A 16,402-nucleotide genomic window follows, 5' to 3' on the forward strand; every position below is an offset into this window, starting at 1 on the left:
CCCGTATATGACTCGCAGTCGCCGGCCGGCGCTTCGCGTCGGCCGACGGCGGACCCACAGCAGAGGAAACGACTGCACGAAGGGGAAGCCATGACAGCGACGACCGACGGAAGCACCGGAGCGGTGACGCCCCGCGTGGCCTCGGCCGGCCCACCCGTCCACGCGAGTGACGCGACAGCGGGAGCACGGGAGGCCGCCGCGCGCGCCATACAGCGCTCGATCGACTTCCTGCTCTCCCGGCAGGACGCCGCGGGCTGGTGGAAGGGCGACCTGGAAACCAATGTGACCATGGACGCCGAGGACCTGCTCCTGCGGCAGTTCCTCGGCATCAGGGACGAGCACACCACGCGCGCCGCGGCGCTCTTCATCCGCGGCGAGCAGCGCGACGACGGCACCTGGGCCACGTTCTTCGGCGGTCCCGGCGAACTGTCCGCCACCATCGAGGCCTACGTCGCGCTGCGGCTGGCCGGTGACCGGCCCGACGAACCGCACATGGCGCGGGCCTCCGCCTGGATCCGCGAGCGCGGCGGCATCGCGGCGAGCCGCGTCTTCACCCGCATCTGGCTCGCGCTGTTCGGCTGGTGGAAGTGGGACGACCTGCCCGAACTCCCGCCGGAACTCATCTACTTCCCCAAGTGGCTCCCGCTCAACATCTACGACTTCGGCTGCTGGGCCCGGCAGACCATAGTGCCTCTCACCGTCGTCTCCGCGAAGCGGCCCGTGCGCCCGGCCCCCTTCGCGCTCGACGAGCTGCACACCGACCCGAGCGACCCGAATCCGGCCAAACCCCTTGCTCCGGCGAGAAGTTGGGACGGCGTCTTCCAGCGCCTGGACAAGGCGCTGCACGTCTACCACAAGGTCGCGCCACGCCGGCTGCGCAGGGCCGCGATGAACAGCGCGGCACGCTGGATCATCGAGCGCCAGGAGAACGACGGCTGCTGGGGCGGGATCCAGCCGCCCGCCGTCTACTCGGTCATCGCCCTGCACCTGCTCGGCTACGACCTCGACCACCCGGTCCTGAAGGCCGGACTCGACTCGCTCGACCGGTTCGCGGTGTGGCGCGAGGACGGCGCGCGGATGATCGAGGCCTGTCAGTCGCCCGTGTGGGACACCTGCCTCGCCGCCATCGCGCTCGCCGACGCCGGACTGCCCGCCGACCACCCCCAGTTGATCAAGGCCGCCGACTGGATGCTGGGCGAGCAGGTCGTACGGCCCGGCGACTGGTCGGTGCGCAGACCCGAACTCACCCCCGGCGGCTGGGCGTTCGAGTTCCACAACGACAACTACCCCGACATCGACGACACCGCCGAGGTCGCGCTCGCGCTGCGCCGGATCGCGCACCCCGACAAGGAGCGCGTGGAGAACGCCATCGAGCGCGGGGTGCGCTGGACCCTCGGCATGCAGTCGAAGAACGGAGCCTGGGCCGCCTTCGACGTCGACAACACCAGCCCCTTCCCCAACCGGCTGCCGTTCTGCGACTTCGGTGAGGTCATCGACCCGCCGTCCGCCGACGTCACCGGGCACGTCGTGGAGATGCTCGCCGTCGAGGGCATGTCCCACGACCCGCGCACCCGGCGCGCCCTCGCCTGGCTGCTGGCCGAACAGGAGCCCGACGGCGCCTGGTTCGGCCGCTGGGGCGTCAACTACGTGTACGGCACGGGGTCGGTGGTGCCCGCGCTGATCACGGCCGGCCTGCCCGCCTCGCACGGCGCGATCCGCCGTGCCGTGCGCTGGCTGGAGTCGGTGCAGAACGACGACGGCGGCTGGGGCGAGGACCTGCGCTCCTACCGCGACCGCGGCTTTGCCGGACACGGCACCTCGAGCGCCTCGCAGACCGCCTGGGCGTTGCTCGCCCTGCTCTCGGCGGGCGGGCGCGAGACCCCGTCCGTGCGGCGGGGAATCGACTGGCTCGTCCGGACGCAGACCGAGGACGGATCGTGGGACGAGCCGTACTTCACCGGCACCGGCTTCCCCTGGGACTTCTCCATCAACTACCACCTCTACCGCCAGGTGTTCCCCCTCACCGCGCTCGGCAGGTACGTCAACGGCGAGCCGTTCGCGGGTGGCCCCGATCGCCCCGCCAAGGCCGGTTGATGACCGAGGCCCCGGCCGCCAGGCCGGGCTCCGCACCGCTGCTGATCGCCTGCGCGCTCGGCATCGAGCGCCTCGCCCTGCGCACGGGCGACCGCGACGGCGCCCCGGCGGCCATGACCGTCCTGCGCACCGGCATGGGTCCGGTCAACGCCGAGCGCGCCGTCGGCCGGGCGCTCGGCACCGCACCCCTGCGCGGCGCGTCCGTCCTGGCCACCGGCTTCTGCGCGGGTCTGGCCCCTGGCATGCACCCCGGTGACCTCGTCGTCGCCGAGGAGACCAGGGACGAGCGCGGCAGCACCACGTGCACGGACACCGGACTGCTGGTCGAGGAGCTGGTGCGGACGCTGCCCGGCCGCACCGTCCACACCGGCCCGCTCACCGGCTCCGACCACGTCGTGCGGGGCTCCGAGCGCGGCGCCCTGCTGGCCACCGGCGCGATCGCCGTGGACATGGAGTCCGCCGCGACGCTGCGCCGCGCCGTCCGCGCCGGCCGGCGGCCCGTTGCCGCCGTCCGGGTGGTCGTGGACGCCCCGCAGTACGAACTGGTCCGCATCGGCACGGTGCGCGGTGGAATATCAGCGTTCCGCGTTCTCCGTGCCGTGCTCCCCGCTTTCTTCGAATGGCACCGTTCTTCTTTGCTCCCCCGGAGGTGAGCCAGATGGCCATGCCGCTGCGCCAGTCCATCAAGGTCGCTACGTATCTCTTTGAACAGAAGCTCCGCAAGCGTGAGAAGTTCCCGTTGATCGTCGAGTTGGAACCGCTCTACGCCTGCAATCTCGCCTGCGAGGGCTGCGGAAAGATCCAGCACCCGGCCGGCGTGCTCAAACAGCGCATGCCGGTGGCGCAGGCCGTGGGCGCCGTGCTCGAATCCGGTGCGCCGATGGTGTCCATCGCCGGCGGCGAGCCGCTGATGCACCCACAGATCGATGAGATCGTAAGGCAGTTGGTGGCGAGGAAGAAGTACGTCTTCCTCTGCACCAACGCCATGCTGCTGCGCAAGAAGTTGGACAAGTTCCAGCCCTCGCCGTACTTCGCGTTCGCCGTGCACATCGACGGCATGCGGGAGCGGCACGACGAGTCCGTCGCGAAGGAGGGCGTGTTCGACGAGGCGGTGGCGGCCATCAAGGAGGCCAAGAAGCGCGGCTTCCGGGTCACCACCAATTCGACGTTCTTCAACACGGACACCCCGCAGACCATCATCGAGGTCCTCAACTTCCTCAATGACGACCTCAAGGTCGACGAAATGATGCTGTCGCCCGCCTACGCCTATGAGAAGGCCCCCGACCAGGAGCACTTCCTCGGGGTCGAGCAGACCCGCGAGCTGTTCAAGAAGGCCTTCGCCGGCGGCAACCGGCGGCGCTGGCGGCTGAACCACTCCCCGCTCTTCCTGGACTTCCTGGAGGGCAAGGCGGACTTCCCCTGCACCGCCTGGGCGATCCCCAACTACTCGCTCTTCGGCTGGCAGCGCCCCTGCTACCTGATGAGCGACGGCTACGTCCCCACGTACCGCCAGCTCATCGAGGAGACCGACTGGAGCAAGTACGGCCGGGGCAAGGACGCGCGCTGCGCCAACTGCATGGCCCACTGCGGTTACGAACCCACCGCCGTCCTCGCCACCATGGGCTCCCTCAAGGAGTCCCTGCGCGCCGCCCGCGAGACAGTCGCCGGAAGCCGCGGCTGACGGACAACCACCTAGGGGGCCCGAGCATGACCCTTCTCGAAACCATCCGGGGGCCGCGCGAGCTGAAGGCGCTGACTGCGTCCGAACTCGGTGAACTGTCCGAGGAGATCCGCCGGTTCCTGGTGCGCGCCGTCGCCAGGACAGGCGGTCACCTCGGGCCCAACCTGGGCGTGGTGGAACTCTCCGTCGCCCTCCACCGGGTCTTCGACTCGCCCGTCGACCGCATCGTGTGGGACACCGGCCACCAGAGCTACGTCCACAAGCTGCTCACCGGGCGGCAGGACTTCTCCAAACTGCGCTCCAAGGGCGGCCTCTCCGGCTACCCCTCCCGCGAGGAGTCCGAGCACGACATCGTCGAGAACAGCCACGCCTCGACCGCGCTCGGCTGGGCCGACGGGCTCGCCAAGGCGCGCCAGGCGCGCGGCGAGCGGGGCCATGTCGTCGCCGTCATCGGCGACGGCGCGCTCACCGGGGGCATGGCCTGGGAGGCGCTGAACAACATCGCCGCCGCCAAGGACCGGCCCCTGATCATCGTCGTCAACGACAACGAACGCTCCTACGCACCGACCATCGGAGGCCTCGCCGACCACCTCGCGACCCTGCGCACCACGGACGGCTACGAACGGTTCCTCGCCTGGGGCAAGGACGTGCTCCAGCGCACCCCCGTCGTCGGACAGCCGCTCTACGAGTCCCTGCACGGCGCCAAGAAGGGCTTCAAGGACGCCTTCGCGCCGCAGGGCATGTTCGAGGACCTTGGGCTCAAGTACGTCGGGCCGATCGACGGACACGACACGGGGGCCGTCGAGTCGGCGCTCCGCCGCGCGAAGCGCTTCCACGGCCCCGTCCTCGTCCACTGCCTCACCGAGAAGGGGCGCGGCTGCGCACCCGCGCTGGCCGACGACGCCGAGCGCTTCCACACGGTCGGCGTCATGGACCCGCTCACCTGTGAGCCCCTGACGCCCACCGGCGGGCCCTCGTGGACCTCGGTGTTCGGGGACGAGATCGTCCGCATCGGCTCCGAGCGCGAGGACGTCGTCGCCGTCACCGCCGCCATGCTGGGGCCGGTCGGCCTGACCGCGTTCGCCGCCGCCTACCCCGACCGGGTCTGGGACGTCGGCATCGCCGAACAGCACGCCGTCGTCTCGGCCGCCGGACTCGCCACCGGCGGCCTCCACCCCGTCGTCGCCGTCTACGCCACCTTCCTCAACCGCGCCTTCGACCAGCTCCTCATGGACGTCGCCCTGCACCGCTGCGGAGTGACGTTCGTCCTCGACCGCGCCGGGGTCACCGGCGTGGACGGCGCCTCGCACAACGGCATGTGGGACCTGTCCATCCTCCAGGTCGTGCCCGGTCTGCGGATCGCCGCGCCACGCGACGCCGATCAGCTGCGGGCGCAGCTGCGGGAGGCCGTCGCGGTCGACGACGCGCCGACGCTCATCCGCTTCCCCAAGGAGTCGGTGGGCCCCGCGATCCCCGCCCTGGACCGGATCGGCGGCATGGACGTGCTCCACCGGGAAGCGGACCCCGATGTCCTGTTCGTCGCAGTCGGGGTGATGGCACCCGTGTGCCTGCGGGCCGCGGAACTGCTCCGGGCGCGCGGCCTGCGCTGCACCGTCGTGGACCCGCGCTGGGTGAAACCGGTCGACGCCGCACTGCCCGGGCTCGCCGCGCGGCACCGCGTCGTCGCCGTCGTCGAGGACAACAGCCGCGCCGCCGGTGTCGGCTCCGCCGTCGCGCTCGCACTCGGGGACGCCGAAGTGGACGTACCAGTACGGAGGTTCGGCATTCCCGAGCAGTTCCTGGAACACGCCAAACGCGGCGAGGTCCTCGCGGACATCGGTCTGACGCCCGTCGAGATCGCGGGACGGATCAGCGCCACGCTCGCGGCCAAGGAGGGCGCGGGCGAACAGGGTTCGGGCAAGGAGCACAGCGTATGACCAAGGACCTCGGCCCCGGCGCGGGGCCCGGTGGGGCCAAGGAGTTCGACCTCGGCCGGCTCCTCGCCGAGCGGGGCGCCGAGCGGTACGAACTGCACGCCCGGCACCTCAACCACCAACTCCCGCGCATGCTGCGCACCATCGGCTTCGACAAGGTCTACGAGCGTGCCGAGGGCGCGTACTTCTGGGACGCGGAGGGCGACGACTACCTCGACATGCTGGCGGGCTTCGGCGTGATGGGCCTCGGCCGGCACCACCCCGTCGTCCGCAAGGCCCTGCACGACGTCCTGGACGCCTCCCTCGCCGACCTCACCCGCTTCGACTGCCAGCCGCTGCCCGGCCTGCTCGCCGAGCGCCTGCTGGCGTACAGCCCGCACCTGGACCGGGTGTTCTTCGGCAACAGCGGCACGGAGGCCGTGGAGACCGCGCTGAAGTTCGCCCGGTACGCGACGGGCAGACCCAGGATCCTCTACTGCGCGCACGCCTTCCACGGGCTGACCACCGGGTCGCTCTCCGTCAACGGCGAGAGCGGCTTCCGGGACGGCTTCGCGCCGCTGCTGCCCGACACGGCCGTGCCGCTCGGCGATCTGGACGCCCTGGCCGCGGAGTTGCGGAAGGGGGACGTCGCCGGGCTCATCGTGGAGCCGATCCAGGGCAAGGGCGTGCACGAGACGCCGCCCGGCTATCTGCGAGCCGCCCAGGAGCTGCTGCACCGGCACAAGGCGCTGCTGATCGCCGACGAGGTGCAGACCGGGCTCGGCCGGACCGGCGACTTCTACGCCTACCAGTACGAGCCGGGTGTCGAGCCGGACCTGGTCTGCGTCGCCAAGGCGCTGTCCGGCGGCTATGTGCCGGTCGGCGCCACCCTCGGCAAGGACTGGATCTTCAAGAAGGTCTACTCGTCGATGGACCGGGTCCTCGTCCACTCCGCGAGCTTCGGCTCCAACGCGCAGGCCATGGCGGCGGGCCTCGCCGTCCTCGCCGTCATGGACGACGAGAAGATCGTCGAGAACGCCCGGGCGACGGGGGAACTGCTCAAGTCCCGGCTCGCCGCGCTCGTGGACCGCTACGAGCTGCTGAGCGAGGTGCGCGGCCGCGGCCTGATGGTCGGCATCGAGTTCGGGCGGCCCAAGTCGCTGAAGCTGCGCGGGCGTTGGTCGATGCTCCAGGCGGCCCGCAAGGGCCTCTTCGCGCAGATGGTCGTCGTACCGCTGCTGCAGAAGCACCGCATCCTCACCCAGGTCTCCGGCGACCACCTGGAGGTCATCAAGCTGATCCCGCCGCTGACGGTGGGGGAGCGCGAGGTGGAGCGCTTCGTCACGGCCTTCACCGCCGTCATGGACGAGGCGCACAGCGGGGGCGGACTGATGTGGGACTTCGGCAGGACGCTGGTGAAGCAGGCGGTCACCAACCGCTGAGCCCCGGGCGGGGGCTTTTTGCCCCTGAGGCAAGAAAGTTGCCTCAGGGGCAAAGCTCTGGCTGAATCGGCGTATGAGCCCCGCCGAGGCCGTCGAGCCGCCGTCCGAGCCGCCCCAGGCGGCGACCGCCGACACCCTGCCCGCCGTCGCGCCCCAGCTGCGCGAGCTGCGCCGCCGGGCCTCCCTCACGCTGGAGGCCGCGGCCCGCACCGCGGGGCTCTCGCCCGCTCACCTGTCCCGCCTGGAGACGGGACAGCGCCAGCCCTCGCTGCCGATGCTGCTCGCACTCGCACGCGTCTACGGTACGACGGTCTCCGAGCTGCTCGGCGAGACGGTCACCGACCGGGACGCCGTCGTCCGCGCCGCGGACATGGAGCCCACCGCGGCGGGCGGCTGGACGTACTGGCCGGCGGGCGCCCCGGGCCGCGGCATGCAGGCCCTGCGCGTGCACGTGCCGTACGGGGCGCAGGGCGACATCGTGCGCGTCCACCCCGGGGAGGAGTGGCTGTACGTTCTCGAGGGACGGCTGCGGCTGCGCCTCGGCGACACCGCGCACACCCTCGCGCCGGGCGACAGCGCGCACTTCGACTCGCTGACCCCGCACCGGATCGCCGCCGCCGACAGAAGCGGCACCGATCTCCTCTTCGTCCACACCTTGCTGCAGAGCCCCGCCACGGCGCTGTGCCTCGGCGGCCCCACCCAGGGAGAACCGACATGACCGAACCCGAGCCGCAGGGACCCGCCCGACCGGAGCGGCCCGCCGAGAACACGATGGAGGAGAAGTTCCCGCGGGCGCTCTGGATCCGGCTGATCATCTACGTGGCGGTCGGCCACATCTTCGCGGCCTTCGTCTATCTGCTGTTCGAGCTGGGCGCCCAGAACCAGTAGCGCGGGCCGCCTCAGTCGAGGAGGCGCTCGCGCAGCCGCTCGCGGGTCCCGGCGCTCACCCCGAGGCCCTCGGAGAGGTAGGCATCGGTGCCGCCCCAGGTCTGCTCGATCGTCTCGAAGGCCGCCGCCAGATACTCGGCGCGGGCGTCGAAGAGCGGGTTGAGCAGCTCCATGACCTCGGGCGACATCGCGTTCGGGGAGTCGCTGGTGCGGCGCACCTTGTAGCGGCGGTGGGCCGCGTTCGACTCCAGGTAGTCCGCCTCGATGGCGTCGCGCTCGACGCCGACGGCCAGCAGCGTGACCGCTATCGACAGACCGGCGCGGTCCTTGCCCGCCGCGCAGTGCATCAGCGCGGGCACGCTGTCCTCGGCGAGCGCGTGCAGCACCCGGCTGTGCTCGGCCGTGCGACCCTTGATGATCGCGCGGTAGGAGGCCGACATCCGCTCGGCACCCTTGCCGTCGGACAGGATCGAGCGCAGCTGGTCGAGGTCGCCGTCGCGGACCATCTTCCAGAACTCGGCACCGTCGGCCGGGTCGGTCAGCGGCAGGTTCACGTTGCGCACGCCGGGCAGGGCGATGTCCGGGCCCTCGAGGCGCTGGTCGGCCGCGTTGCGGAAGTCGAAGATCGTGTGCAGGCCCAGCGAGCCGAGGAACGCGGCGTCCGCCTCGGTGGCGTGCGCCAGGTGGCCGCTGCGGAAGAGCACCCCGGGGCGGACGCGGCGGCCGTCCGCGGTGGGCAGCCCGCCGACATCGCGGAAGTTGCGCACTCCGGCGAGCTGGGGCTCCGACAGCTCGGGCTCTGACAGCTCTGGCGGCGGGACCTGCTGCGTCACGGGCTCTCCTCGGGGCTCGGCTGCCGGCGCGGCTCGCCGGTGGATGCGCCTTCGACGATACGACACCGCCTCCTGGCCGATCACCCCCTGCGCGGGCGTTGCCCGAGGGGCCGCCGGCCGACGAAGATGCGCGTCGGCGGGCGTACTTGTGCGGGTCGGGATGCGCCGCTGCGGGGTCCGATGAACGCTGGTGTGGTCCGGCTGCGAGGGATGCGACGGATGCGGCGGGGCGGCGGGTGCTACGAGTGCGACGGGGGCGGCGGTCAGGACCGTCGAGGGGGAGTGGTGCTTATTCCGCCTTTGAATGAATCTTGACCGGTGGCTTATCTCACCCTCCGTCAACCCCTCCCTACGGTGGCGTAGGACACTTAGGGAGGTGAAAGATATGACTCCGTGAGCGCAGAGTCGACAACCTTCATCAATCACCCCATCAACAACGGCGTATTCAGCTCCTACGCAGCGGTCGGCGACAGCTTCACCGAAGGCGTGGGTGACCCGGGCCCCGACGGTACGTTCGTCGGGTGGGCGGACCGCCTCGCCGTCCTGCTGGCGGACCGGGTACCCGAGCACACCTTCCGTTATGCCAACCTCGCCGTGCGCGGCAAGCTGCTCGACCAGATCGTCGCGGACCAGGTGCCGCGGGCCAAGGAGCTGGCCCCCGACCTCGTGACCTTCTGCGCGGGCGGCAACGACATCATCCGCCCCGGCACCGACCCCGACGAGCTGGCGGAGCGCTTCGAGCGGGCCGTCGCGGACCTGACGCCCGCGGTCGGCACGGTCATGGTGACCACCGGGTTCGACACGCGTGGCGTCGCGGTCCTCAAGCACCTGCGCGGCAAGATCGCCACGTACAACATGCATGTCCGGGCGATCGCGGACCGCTACGGCTGCCCCGTGCTCGACCTGTGGTCCCTCAAGACCGTCCAGGACCGTCGCGCGTGGGACGGCGACCGGCTGCACCTCTCGGCCGAGGGGCACACGCGCGTGGCCCTGCGCGCCGGCCAGGTCCTCGGCCTTGAGGTGCCCGCGGACCCCGACCAGGCGTGGCCGCCGCTGCCGCCGCGCGGCACGCTGGATCTGCGGCGCGACGACGTCCACTGGGCGCGGGAGTACCTGGTGCCGTGGATCGGCCGACGCATCCGGGGCGAGAGTTCGGGGGACCGTGTGCTGGCCAAGCGTCCGGACCTGCTGCCGCTGTAGCGTTGCGGCGCCGGGGGCTGCCGCCCCCGCTCGCCGTTCCGGCGCCGGGGGCTGCCGCCCCCGCTCGCCGTTCCGGCGCGCTCAGCCGCTCCAGCGCGCCCTGCCGTCCAGGCCCGGCGCTCTGCTGTCCAGGCGCCCGGTGCTTCATGCGGCGGGCACGGGCGCCGGGTTACGCGGCGGTCAGCCGCCGCCTGGCGCTCTGCTGCCCGGCGCTCCGCTGTCGGCGTCTGTGCTCTGGCTCGATGCTCTGCTGCCGGCGCCTGATGCTCTGCCGCCCCGGCCCGGCACTCTGCTGCCCAGGCCCCGGCGCCGCGCGCGGCGGACGCCGGAGTCCGGGCTACGCGGCAGTCAACTCCTCGCGGTCCAGGCCCAGTTCGCGGGCGAGCGCCTCGTCCGCCCAGTCGCGGGCCCGGGCGCGGGAGAGGGCCCCCTCATACGCCGTCATCTGCACGGCGAGCCCGTCGAGGAGGGCGGTGAGCCGCAGCGCCGCTCCCATGGGGTCCGCGCACCGGAACTCACCCCGGGCGGCGCCCTCCGCGATGACCTCGGCCAGCGCCGCCTTCCACTGCCGGTCCAGCTCCCCGGTCACCGCGCGTAGCGTCGGCTCGCGCAGGGCCGCCGACCAGCCCTCGATCCACAGCCGCCAGCCCTTGGCCTGCCCGGTCGGCGCATACCACCGTACGGCCGCGCGCAGCCGGCGGACCGCCGACGTGCGGCGGCCCAGGAGCTTGCGGAGCCGGGTCAGATCGCGCCGGGCGGCGTGCTCGAAGGCCGCGGCGACGAGCTTCTCCTTGGACGAGAAGTGGTAGAGCACCAGCGCGTTGCTCACCCCGAGGGCCGCCGCGACATCGGCGATCCGCACGGCGGCGACGCCCCGCGCCTCGATCTGCTCGACGGTGGCGGCCAGCATCTCCGCCCGCCGCTCCGACACCTTCAACCGCACGCCTTTCACGCCGTGCACCCTACCCACGCCCCGCGTACGCCCCCCGAACGAGCCGGCCGACACCGAGCGGCGCGCGCGGCGCCCGCTCGCAACCTCACCGGGCCGCCGTATCCGGCAGGTCCCGCAGGTCCCGCAGGTCACAGGAGTCCTTGAAGCCCTGACTGGTCAGGCCGAGGGCGGAGTTGAAGCGGGAGCGGTAGTTCTCCACGGCGATCATCGCGGTCAGCTCGACGAAGGCGGGCTCACCGAGGCGGGTGCGCAGTCGCTCGGCGAGTTCGTCCCCGACGGTCGGCGGGTTCGCGGTCATCGCCTCCGCGTACGCCATGACGTCGCGCTCCAGCGGGGTGTACCCCTCACTGTCCCGCCAGGCCGGGATGTCCCGCAGCTTCCGGGGGTCCATGCCCCGCCGGTGCGATTCCCAGTAGCCGAAGTCCATGCACCACGCGCAGCCGATCGAGGCGGCCGACGCCAGCACGGCAAGCTCCTTGAGGTCGGCGTCCAGCTTGTTCCACTTGGCCACGCCCTGCTCGAAGCGGAGGTAGGACCACAGCGCGCGCGGGTGGTGGGCCAGGGCCCTGCCGGGGTCGAGGACCTTGCCGTAGGTGCGCTCGGAGTACCACTCCATGAGGCGGAAGAAGAAGGTGCGGCGCGGGGTGAGCGAAATGCGGGCCATGGGGCCACCTCCGATGTCGTCCTCCGGCGGTGCTCGCCGGACGTCGTCCTCCGGTGCCGGTCACCGGAGCACTGACACGACGGAGCACGGCCCCCGGAACGTGACATCGCGGCCGCCGGGTGCCCGACATCGGGCCCCGCGGGAATGTGGCATCACGGGCGGTGGACATAATGGGAGGCCTGTCCACCCCTTTCAGGAGGTTCCGTGTCCCGGTCCCTGATTCCCGGGCTCCGCACCCTGCGGACCCCCGCCTTCGGCGCGGATCCGGCGGGCGCGCGGCTGGCGCGGATCCGCAGGTCGCCGAACTTCTCCGTGGCCGACGGCTCCTTCCGCAACCCCGTGGGGGCGCGCATCAGGCCGTCGGGTTCCAGGAAGGAATTCGCGAAGGTCTACTTCCGCAAGGAGGAGCGCGCGCGCCGGGGCCCCGCCGGGACGGTCCCCGTGCACGCCACGACCCTCGCGGACCTCGCGAAGCCGCCGGCCGACGGACTGCGCATCACCTGGATGGGGCATTCCAGTGTCCTCGCCGAGCTCGACGGGCGGCGCGTGCTCTTCGACCCGGTGTGGGGCCAGCGGTGCTCGCCGTTCTCCTTCGCCGGGCCCAAGCGGCTGCACCCCGTGCCGGTGCCGCTCGCGGCCCTCGGGCCGGTCGACGCCGTGGTCATCTCGCACGACCACTACGACCATCTGGACATGCCCACCATCAAGGCGCTGGCCGGTACCGGCACCGTGTTCGTGGTGCCGCTCGGCGTCGGCGCCCACCTGGAACACTGGGGCGTACCCGCCGACCGGCTCCGCGAGCTGGACTGGCAGGAGTCGACGCAGGTCGCGGGCCTGACCCTGACGGCGACGCCCGCGCGGCACTTCTGCGGCAGGGGCCTGCGCAACCAGCAGCACACGCTGTGGGCGTCCTGGGTGGTCGCCGGGCCCGAGCACCGTGTCTTCCACAGCGGGGACACGGGTTACTTCCCGGGCTTCCGCGAGATCGGCGCCGAGCACGGACCGTTCGACGTCACGATGATCCAGATCGGCGCCTACTCCGATTTCTGGCCGGACATCCACATGACCCCGGAAGAGGGGATGCGGGCCCACCTGGACCTCCAGGGCGGCCAGGCGCGCGGCGTGATGCTGCCGATCCACTGGGGGACGTTCAACCTGGCGCTGCACGCGTGGGGGGAGCCGGGGGAGTGGACGAAGGACGCAGCCGAGGAGGCCGGCCAGGCGGTGGCGTTCCCGCGGCCGGGCGAGCCGTTCGAGCCGACGGGGAAGCTGCCGGTGGAGGCGTGGTGGCGGGCGGTGTCCGGCCCGGTCGCCCGTCCGTGGCGCCGTTCCCTAGGTGCTGAGGGTGTGGCCGCGACGAGCCGGGGTGATCTCGACCTCGCGGATGAGCGGTGACGTCGGTCGGGAACGAGCTTCGCGAGATGGTCCGCCAGGGGAGTCGATCTCACCCTCTACGACGGCTCGATGGCCGGACCATCCGGGCCATGACCTCTCCTCTACGGACAAGACCGAGCTGAGTCTGCCTGATCTCGGCATCGAACTGCCGGTATCCAGGGGCGCTGTGAGCGGCTGGTCCAACGGCACTCCGTACGGAGACCCCACCGCTCCGCTCGACCGTGTCGTCTTCCACTGGTGCAACCTGCCCCGATGGCACGGCAGCGCACACCTGGCAGCCCGTGCCGCGACGGAGTACCGCTACTGGCGCCCGCCGGGCGCAGCGTGCACGAGGTGGACGGATGGAAGATCACGCCGCCGAACATCCGCCCCGACCACAAGACCGTCTTCTCCGACGTGGGCCAGGCCGACGTCTACGTCATGACGCACGTGATGGAGATCCGTCGGCTGAGCGGAACCACGTTCACGGCCGCCGAGGTCACCCCTGTCCTCGGTGCCCTGCACCTCGGGTTGTCCTTCGCGCTCGGCCGGTGGGTCGCCCCCGCCCTGCGCGTCGGTCTGAACGACCAGCGGAGACCCGGAAAAGGTTGTAGCCGGCCTCCCGCGAGCTCAGCTCTCGATGCTCCCGGTCCGTGAAAGGCAGCGCTTCGACCGCCTTGATGCGGTACGGCTCCATGGGGCTCAAGCGGTACTCCTCACAATTCAGCTTCTTCCAGGGGAATCTCTAAATGCAGGAGAGACAAGCTTGCATGCGTGAGAGAGATGACTGAAAAGCTACATTTGAGGTCCCCGCAGAGGCTTCATCATTCCCTGTCCTCGCGGAGTGCATGGTACAGACAGTCGAGAGTCGGGGCGCCGGAGGGATCATCTTGCCCGTATAACGCCACAGGTCCCGACGTACCTTTTACAGAACCAGGCTATCCGTCTATCGGGGCCGCGAGAAAAGCGCGCAGAATCCCCGCGTACCATTCTGGCGTTGTCAAGGGCCAGCTGTCTTACTGGGAGAGGGACGGGAACGGTGGAAAGGATGCTTCATGGATGTATTGGCCGAAAGTCGCTCACCCCGCCGGATGTCCGGTGCGGCAGCCACGCTATCGATGCTGCAGCGAGCCGGGGTGAAATTGTTGTTCGGGATACCGGGTGGGGCAAATCTTCCGCTTTACCAGACACTCAGTGAATTCCCCGGACTGCGGCACATACTGACCCGGCACGAACAGGGAGCAGGACACGCGGCATCCGGCCAAGCTCAGGCCACCGGCACCCTCGGCGTGTGCCTGGCCACGTCCGGGCCCGGTGCGACCAATCTGGTGACTGCGCTGATGGACGCCCACATGGACTCGGTCCCCGTGCTCGCTATTACCGGCCAGGTCGATAGCTCACAACTGGGCACGGCGGCCTTCCAGGAGGCCGACATCTGCTCCATCGTGGCACCTGTCACCAAGTACGCCGTCGAGGTCACCAGGGCCACCGATGTCGCCGATGCCGTCGGTGAAGCCATCCGGTGCGCCCTCAGCGGCCGCCCCGGCCCGGTCCTGGTGTCCATCACCAAGGACGCGCTGGCGGGCACGGGCCAGTTCGTTCCGGCTTCCTGGCCCGATCCGTATCCCGCCGAGCCGCCCCAGCCGGCCCCGGCGCTGATCGAGCGGGCCGCCGAACTCCTGCTGGCCGCCGAACGTCCGGTTCTGTACGTCGGTGGCGGCGTGATCAAGGCCGATGCCGCAGCGCCCCTGCGCGAGCTCGCCGAGACGCTGGACCTGCCCGTCGTCACGACGCTGATGGCACGCGGCGCCTTCCCGGACACCCACCGCCAACACCTGGGCATGCCGGGCATGCACGGAACGGTGGCGGCGGTCGCCGCTCTCCAAGCGGCCGACCTCATCATCGCCGCAGGTGCGCGCTTCGACGACCGCGTCACCGGAAAGCTCGATTCCTTCGCCCCGCACGCGGCCGTCGTCCACATCGACATCGACAGCGGCGAACTGAACCGCAAACGGCGCGCCGACGTGGCTCTGCACGCCGGCTGTCACGCGGCCTTGACCGCCCTCACCGACCAGGTACACCGGTCGATGCGCGCCCAGAGAACCCGCCGAGGACTGGAGGACTGGTGGGAGCGGCTGGACAGTTGGCGCTCACGCTATCCACAGGGCTACCAGAACCAGAATGACGGACTCATGCCTCAGTACGTCATCGAGCGCCTGGGAGTCCTGACCGCGGGCCCTGGCACCGTCTACACCACCGGTGTCGGCCAGCATCAGATGTGGGCCTCGCAGTTCATCCGGCACAACTACCCGCGTGCCTTTGTCAATTCGGGGGGAGCCGGCACCATGGGGTACGCCTTGCCGGCGGCGCTGGGTGTCCAGGCGGCTCTTCCCGACGCCGAGGTGTGGGCCATCGACGGGGACGGGTCCTTCGCGATGACCTGCCAGGAATTGGCCACCTGTGTCCACGCCGATCTGCCGGTGAAGGTCGCCGTGCTCAACAACGCCTCACTGGGAATGGTGCGCCAGTGGCAGGACCTTTTTCACGAGCAGGACTTCGTGGAGACGGACCTCGATTCGCCGGCCATGCCGACCAGTCCGGACATCACCGCACTGGCGCGGGCCTACGGTTGCGCTGTTCATCGCTGCGACCGCCCCGAAGAGGTGGATCGTGCCGTGCTGGCTGCCTCCGCGATCCGTGATCGTCCAGCGGTCGTCGAATTCGTGGTGTCGAAGAGCGCGATGGTGTGGCCCATGGTCCCCCCTGGCGTCCCCAACGACAGGATCGAGATCGCACGCGGTCTGCGCCCTCACTTCTGAACGCGACACTGACCACCGGTTTTCGGGGACACCGAGCCCCCGGCCCACGGCACTCATGGAATGGAACGGAACCATGGCCGAAGCACACGACCCGCGCCCCAGCGAGGACGCGCTCCGCGCGGCCTTCCCGCCCGACCAGGCTCCGGCTGCCCACCAGGTACCCCTGGCCCGCGGACTACTCCGTGACGTACTGCCCGACCTGGGCAAGGATGTCACGTACGTCACGGTGCGTAAGATCGTCCTGCCACCCGGCGGCACCACGGAGTGGCACTACCACCCCGGGCGCCTGCTCATCGTCGTCGACCAGGGAGTACTCACCCGTACCTACGCCGACCTCGACGTGGAGACCATCACCGCCGGCAGCTGCGTCGTCGAGGCGCGCGGCCCTGAGCACGCCCACATCGGCACCAACCTCGGTGACACTCCGCTCGTCATGCACGCGGTCTACTTCCAGCCCGGACCGGAAAGTCCCCTGGCCGTACAGGTACCGCCACCGGTCGAGCCGCAGCGGCGCGCACCATGACCCCCACCAGGGAGACGGC

The 16,402-nt window shown here is 70.9% G+C and carries 15 protein-coding genes; 12 read left to right on the plus strand and 3 right to left on the minus strand.

Annotated elements, in window-relative coordinates:
* Positions 1 to 90: 90 nt before the first annotated feature.
* The 7 genes from shc to ACZ5GP_RS08155 all read left to right on the plus strand — a co-directional run bounded on the left by shc (position 91) and on the right by ACZ5GP_RS08155 (position 8,018).
* Positions 91 to 2,094: a squalene--hopene cyclase gene (shc, locus tag ACZ5GP_RS08125; protein ID WP_468749995.1), complete on the plus strand. Its 2,004-nt coding sequence runs from the start codon at positions 91 to 93 to the stop codon at positions 2,092 to 2,094.
* Positions 2,094 to 2,747, plus strand: a complete 654-nt coding sequence (locus ACZ5GP_RS08130; RefSeq protein ID WP_468749996.1) for a phosphorylase family protein — start codon at positions 2,094 to 2,096, stop codon at positions 2,745 to 2,747. Before shc ends, ACZ5GP_RS08130 begins: the two co-directional genes overlap by 1 nt.
* A gap of 5 nt (positions 2,748 to 2,752) precedes the next feature.
* On the plus strand, positions 2,753 to 3,775 hold the full coding sequence (hpnH, locus tag ACZ5GP_RS08135) for an adenosyl-hopene transferase HpnH (protein ID WP_468749997.1): 1,023 nt from the start codon (positions 2,753 to 2,755) through the stop codon (positions 3,773 to 3,775).
* A gap of 26 nt (positions 3,776 to 3,801) precedes the next feature.
* Complete coding sequence (dxs, locus tag ACZ5GP_RS08140; protein WP_468749998.1) at positions 3,802 to 5,712, plus strand: 1-deoxy-D-xylulose-5-phosphate synthase; 1,911 nt, start codon at positions 3,802 to 3,804, stop codon at positions 5,710 to 5,712.
* Positions 5,709 to 7,130 (plus strand): aspartate aminotransferase family protein, encoded by a 1,422-nt coding sequence (locus ACZ5GP_RS08145; protein ID WP_468749999.1) that lies wholly within the window; start codon positions 5,709 to 5,711, stop codon positions 7,128 to 7,130. Before dxs ends, ACZ5GP_RS08145 begins: the two co-directional genes overlap by 4 nt.
* 73 nt (positions 7,131 to 7,203) lie before the next feature.
* Complete coding sequence (locus tag ACZ5GP_RS08150) at positions 7,204 to 7,848, plus strand: helix-turn-helix domain-containing protein (protein WP_468750000.1); 645 nt, start codon at positions 7,204 to 7,206, stop codon at positions 7,846 to 7,848.
* 53 nt (positions 7,849 to 7,901) lie between these two features.
* Entirely contained in the window at positions 7,902 to 8,018 is a 117-nt protein-coding gene (locus tag ACZ5GP_RS08155; protein WP_358577691.1) for a DUF6126 family protein, read from the plus strand.
* An 11-nt stretch (positions 8,019 to 8,029) separates the two neighbouring features.
* Here the strand turns inward: ACZ5GP_RS08155 and ACZ5GP_RS08160 are convergent, their stop codons facing one another.
* Positions 8,030 to 8,851, minus strand: a complete 822-nt coding sequence (locus ACZ5GP_RS08160) for a tyrosine-protein phosphatase (protein ID WP_468750001.1) — start codon at positions 8,849 to 8,851, stop codon at positions 8,030 to 8,032.
* A 393-nt stretch (positions 8,852 to 9,244) separates the two neighbouring features.
* Between ACZ5GP_RS08160 and ACZ5GP_RS08165 the strand changes: the two genes are divergently transcribed.
* Positions 9,245 to 10,051: an SGNH/GDSL hydrolase family protein gene (locus ACZ5GP_RS08165; RefSeq protein WP_468750002.1), complete on the plus strand. Its 807-nt coding sequence runs from the start codon at positions 9,245 to 9,247 to the stop codon at positions 10,049 to 10,051.
* A gap of 337 nt (positions 10,052 to 10,388) precedes the next feature.
* Here ACZ5GP_RS08165 and ACZ5GP_RS08170 read toward each other — a convergent pair whose 3' ends face one another.
* Both ACZ5GP_RS08170 and ACZ5GP_RS08175 read right to left on the minus strand, forming a co-directional pair.
* Entirely contained in the window at positions 10,389 to 10,982 is a 594-nt protein-coding gene (locus ACZ5GP_RS08170) for a TetR/AcrR family transcriptional regulator (RefSeq protein WP_468750170.1), read from the minus strand.
* Between the two features lie 106 nt (positions 10,983 to 11,088).
* Entirely contained in the window at positions 11,089 to 11,667 is a 579-nt protein-coding gene (locus ACZ5GP_RS08175; RefSeq protein WP_468750003.1) for a carboxymuconolactone decarboxylase family protein, read from the minus strand.
* Positions 11,668 to 11,871: 204 nt separating this feature from the next.
* Here ACZ5GP_RS08175 and ACZ5GP_RS08180 point away from each other — a divergent pair, with 204 nt between their 5' ends.
* The 4 genes from ACZ5GP_RS08180 to ACZ5GP_RS08195 all read left to right on the plus strand — a co-directional run bounded on the left by ACZ5GP_RS08180 (position 11,872) and on the right by ACZ5GP_RS08195 (position 16,383).
* On the plus strand, positions 11,872 to 13,062 hold the full coding sequence (locus ACZ5GP_RS08180; protein WP_468750004.1) for an MBL fold metallo-hydrolase: 1,191 nt from the start codon (positions 11,872 to 11,874) through the stop codon (positions 13,060 to 13,062).
* Positions 13,063 to 13,314: 252 nt separating this feature from the next.
* Positions 13,315 to 13,698 (plus strand): hypothetical protein, encoded by a 384-nt coding sequence (locus ACZ5GP_RS08185; protein WP_468750005.1) that lies wholly within the window; start codon positions 13,315 to 13,317, stop codon positions 13,696 to 13,698.
* 398 nt (positions 13,699 to 14,096) lie between these two features.
* A complete protein-coding gene (ilvB, locus tag ACZ5GP_RS08190) occupies positions 14,097 to 15,860 on the plus strand; it encodes a biosynthetic-type acetolactate synthase large subunit (protein ID WP_468750006.1) in 1,764 nt (587 codons plus the stop codon).
* Between the two features lie 73 nt (positions 15,861 to 15,933).
* The gene (locus ACZ5GP_RS08195; RefSeq protein ID WP_468750007.1) at positions 15,934 to 16,383 is read left to right on the plus strand and encodes a cupin domain-containing protein; all 450 of its coding nucleotides are present in this window, start codon (positions 15,934 to 15,936) and stop codon (positions 16,381 to 16,383) included.
* Positions 16,384 to 16,402: the final 19 nt, after the last annotated feature.

This window comes from Streptomyces sp. NPDC031466, assembly GCF_055581265.1.

What these genes read in the sequence shown, in the direction of transcription:
- shc (WP_468749995.1), top strand. Translation starts at nt 91, where the DNA reads ATGACAGCGACGACCGACGGAAGCACCGGAGCGGTGACGCCCCGCGTG.
- ACZ5GP_RS08130 (WP_468749996.1), top strand. Translation starts at nt 2,094, where the DNA reads ATGACCGAGGCCCCGGCCGCCAGGCCGGGCTCCGCACCGCTGCTGATC.
- hpnH (WP_468749997.1), top strand. Translation starts at nt 2,753, where the DNA reads ATGGCCATGCCGCTGCGCCAGTCCATCAAGGTCGCTACGTATCTCTTT.
- dxs (WP_468749998.1), top strand. Translation starts at nt 3,802, where the DNA reads ATGACCCTTCTCGAAACCATCCGGGGGCCGCGCGAGCTGAAGGCGCTG.
- ACZ5GP_RS08145 (WP_468749999.1), top strand. Translation starts at nt 5,709, where the DNA reads ATGACCAAGGACCTCGGCCCCGGCGCGGGGCCCGGTGGGGCCAAGGAG.
- ACZ5GP_RS08150 (WP_468750000.1), top strand. Translation starts at nt 7,204, where the DNA reads ATGAGCCCCGCCGAGGCCGTCGAGCCGCCGTCCGAGCCGCCCCAGGCG.
- ACZ5GP_RS08155 (WP_358577691.1), top strand. Translation starts at nt 7,902, where the DNA reads ATGGAGGAGAAGTTCCCGCGGGCGCTCTGGATCCGGCTGATCATCTAC.
- ACZ5GP_RS08175 (WP_468750003.1), bottom strand. Translation starts at nt 11,667, where the DNA reads ATGGCCCGCATTTCGCTCACCCCGCGCCGCACCTTCTTCTTCCGCCTC.
- ACZ5GP_RS08185 (WP_468750005.1), top strand. Translation starts at nt 13,315, where the DNA reads ATGGCACGGCAGCGCACACCTGGCAGCCCGTGCCGCGACGGAGTACCG.
- ilvB (WP_468750006.1), top strand. Translation starts at nt 14,097, where the DNA reads ATGGATGTATTGGCCGAAAGTCGCTCACCCCGCCGGATGTCCGGTGCG.
- ACZ5GP_RS08195 (WP_468750007.1), top strand. Translation starts at nt 15,934, where the DNA reads ATGGCCGAAGCACACGACCCGCGCCCCAGCGAGGACGCGCTCCGCGCG.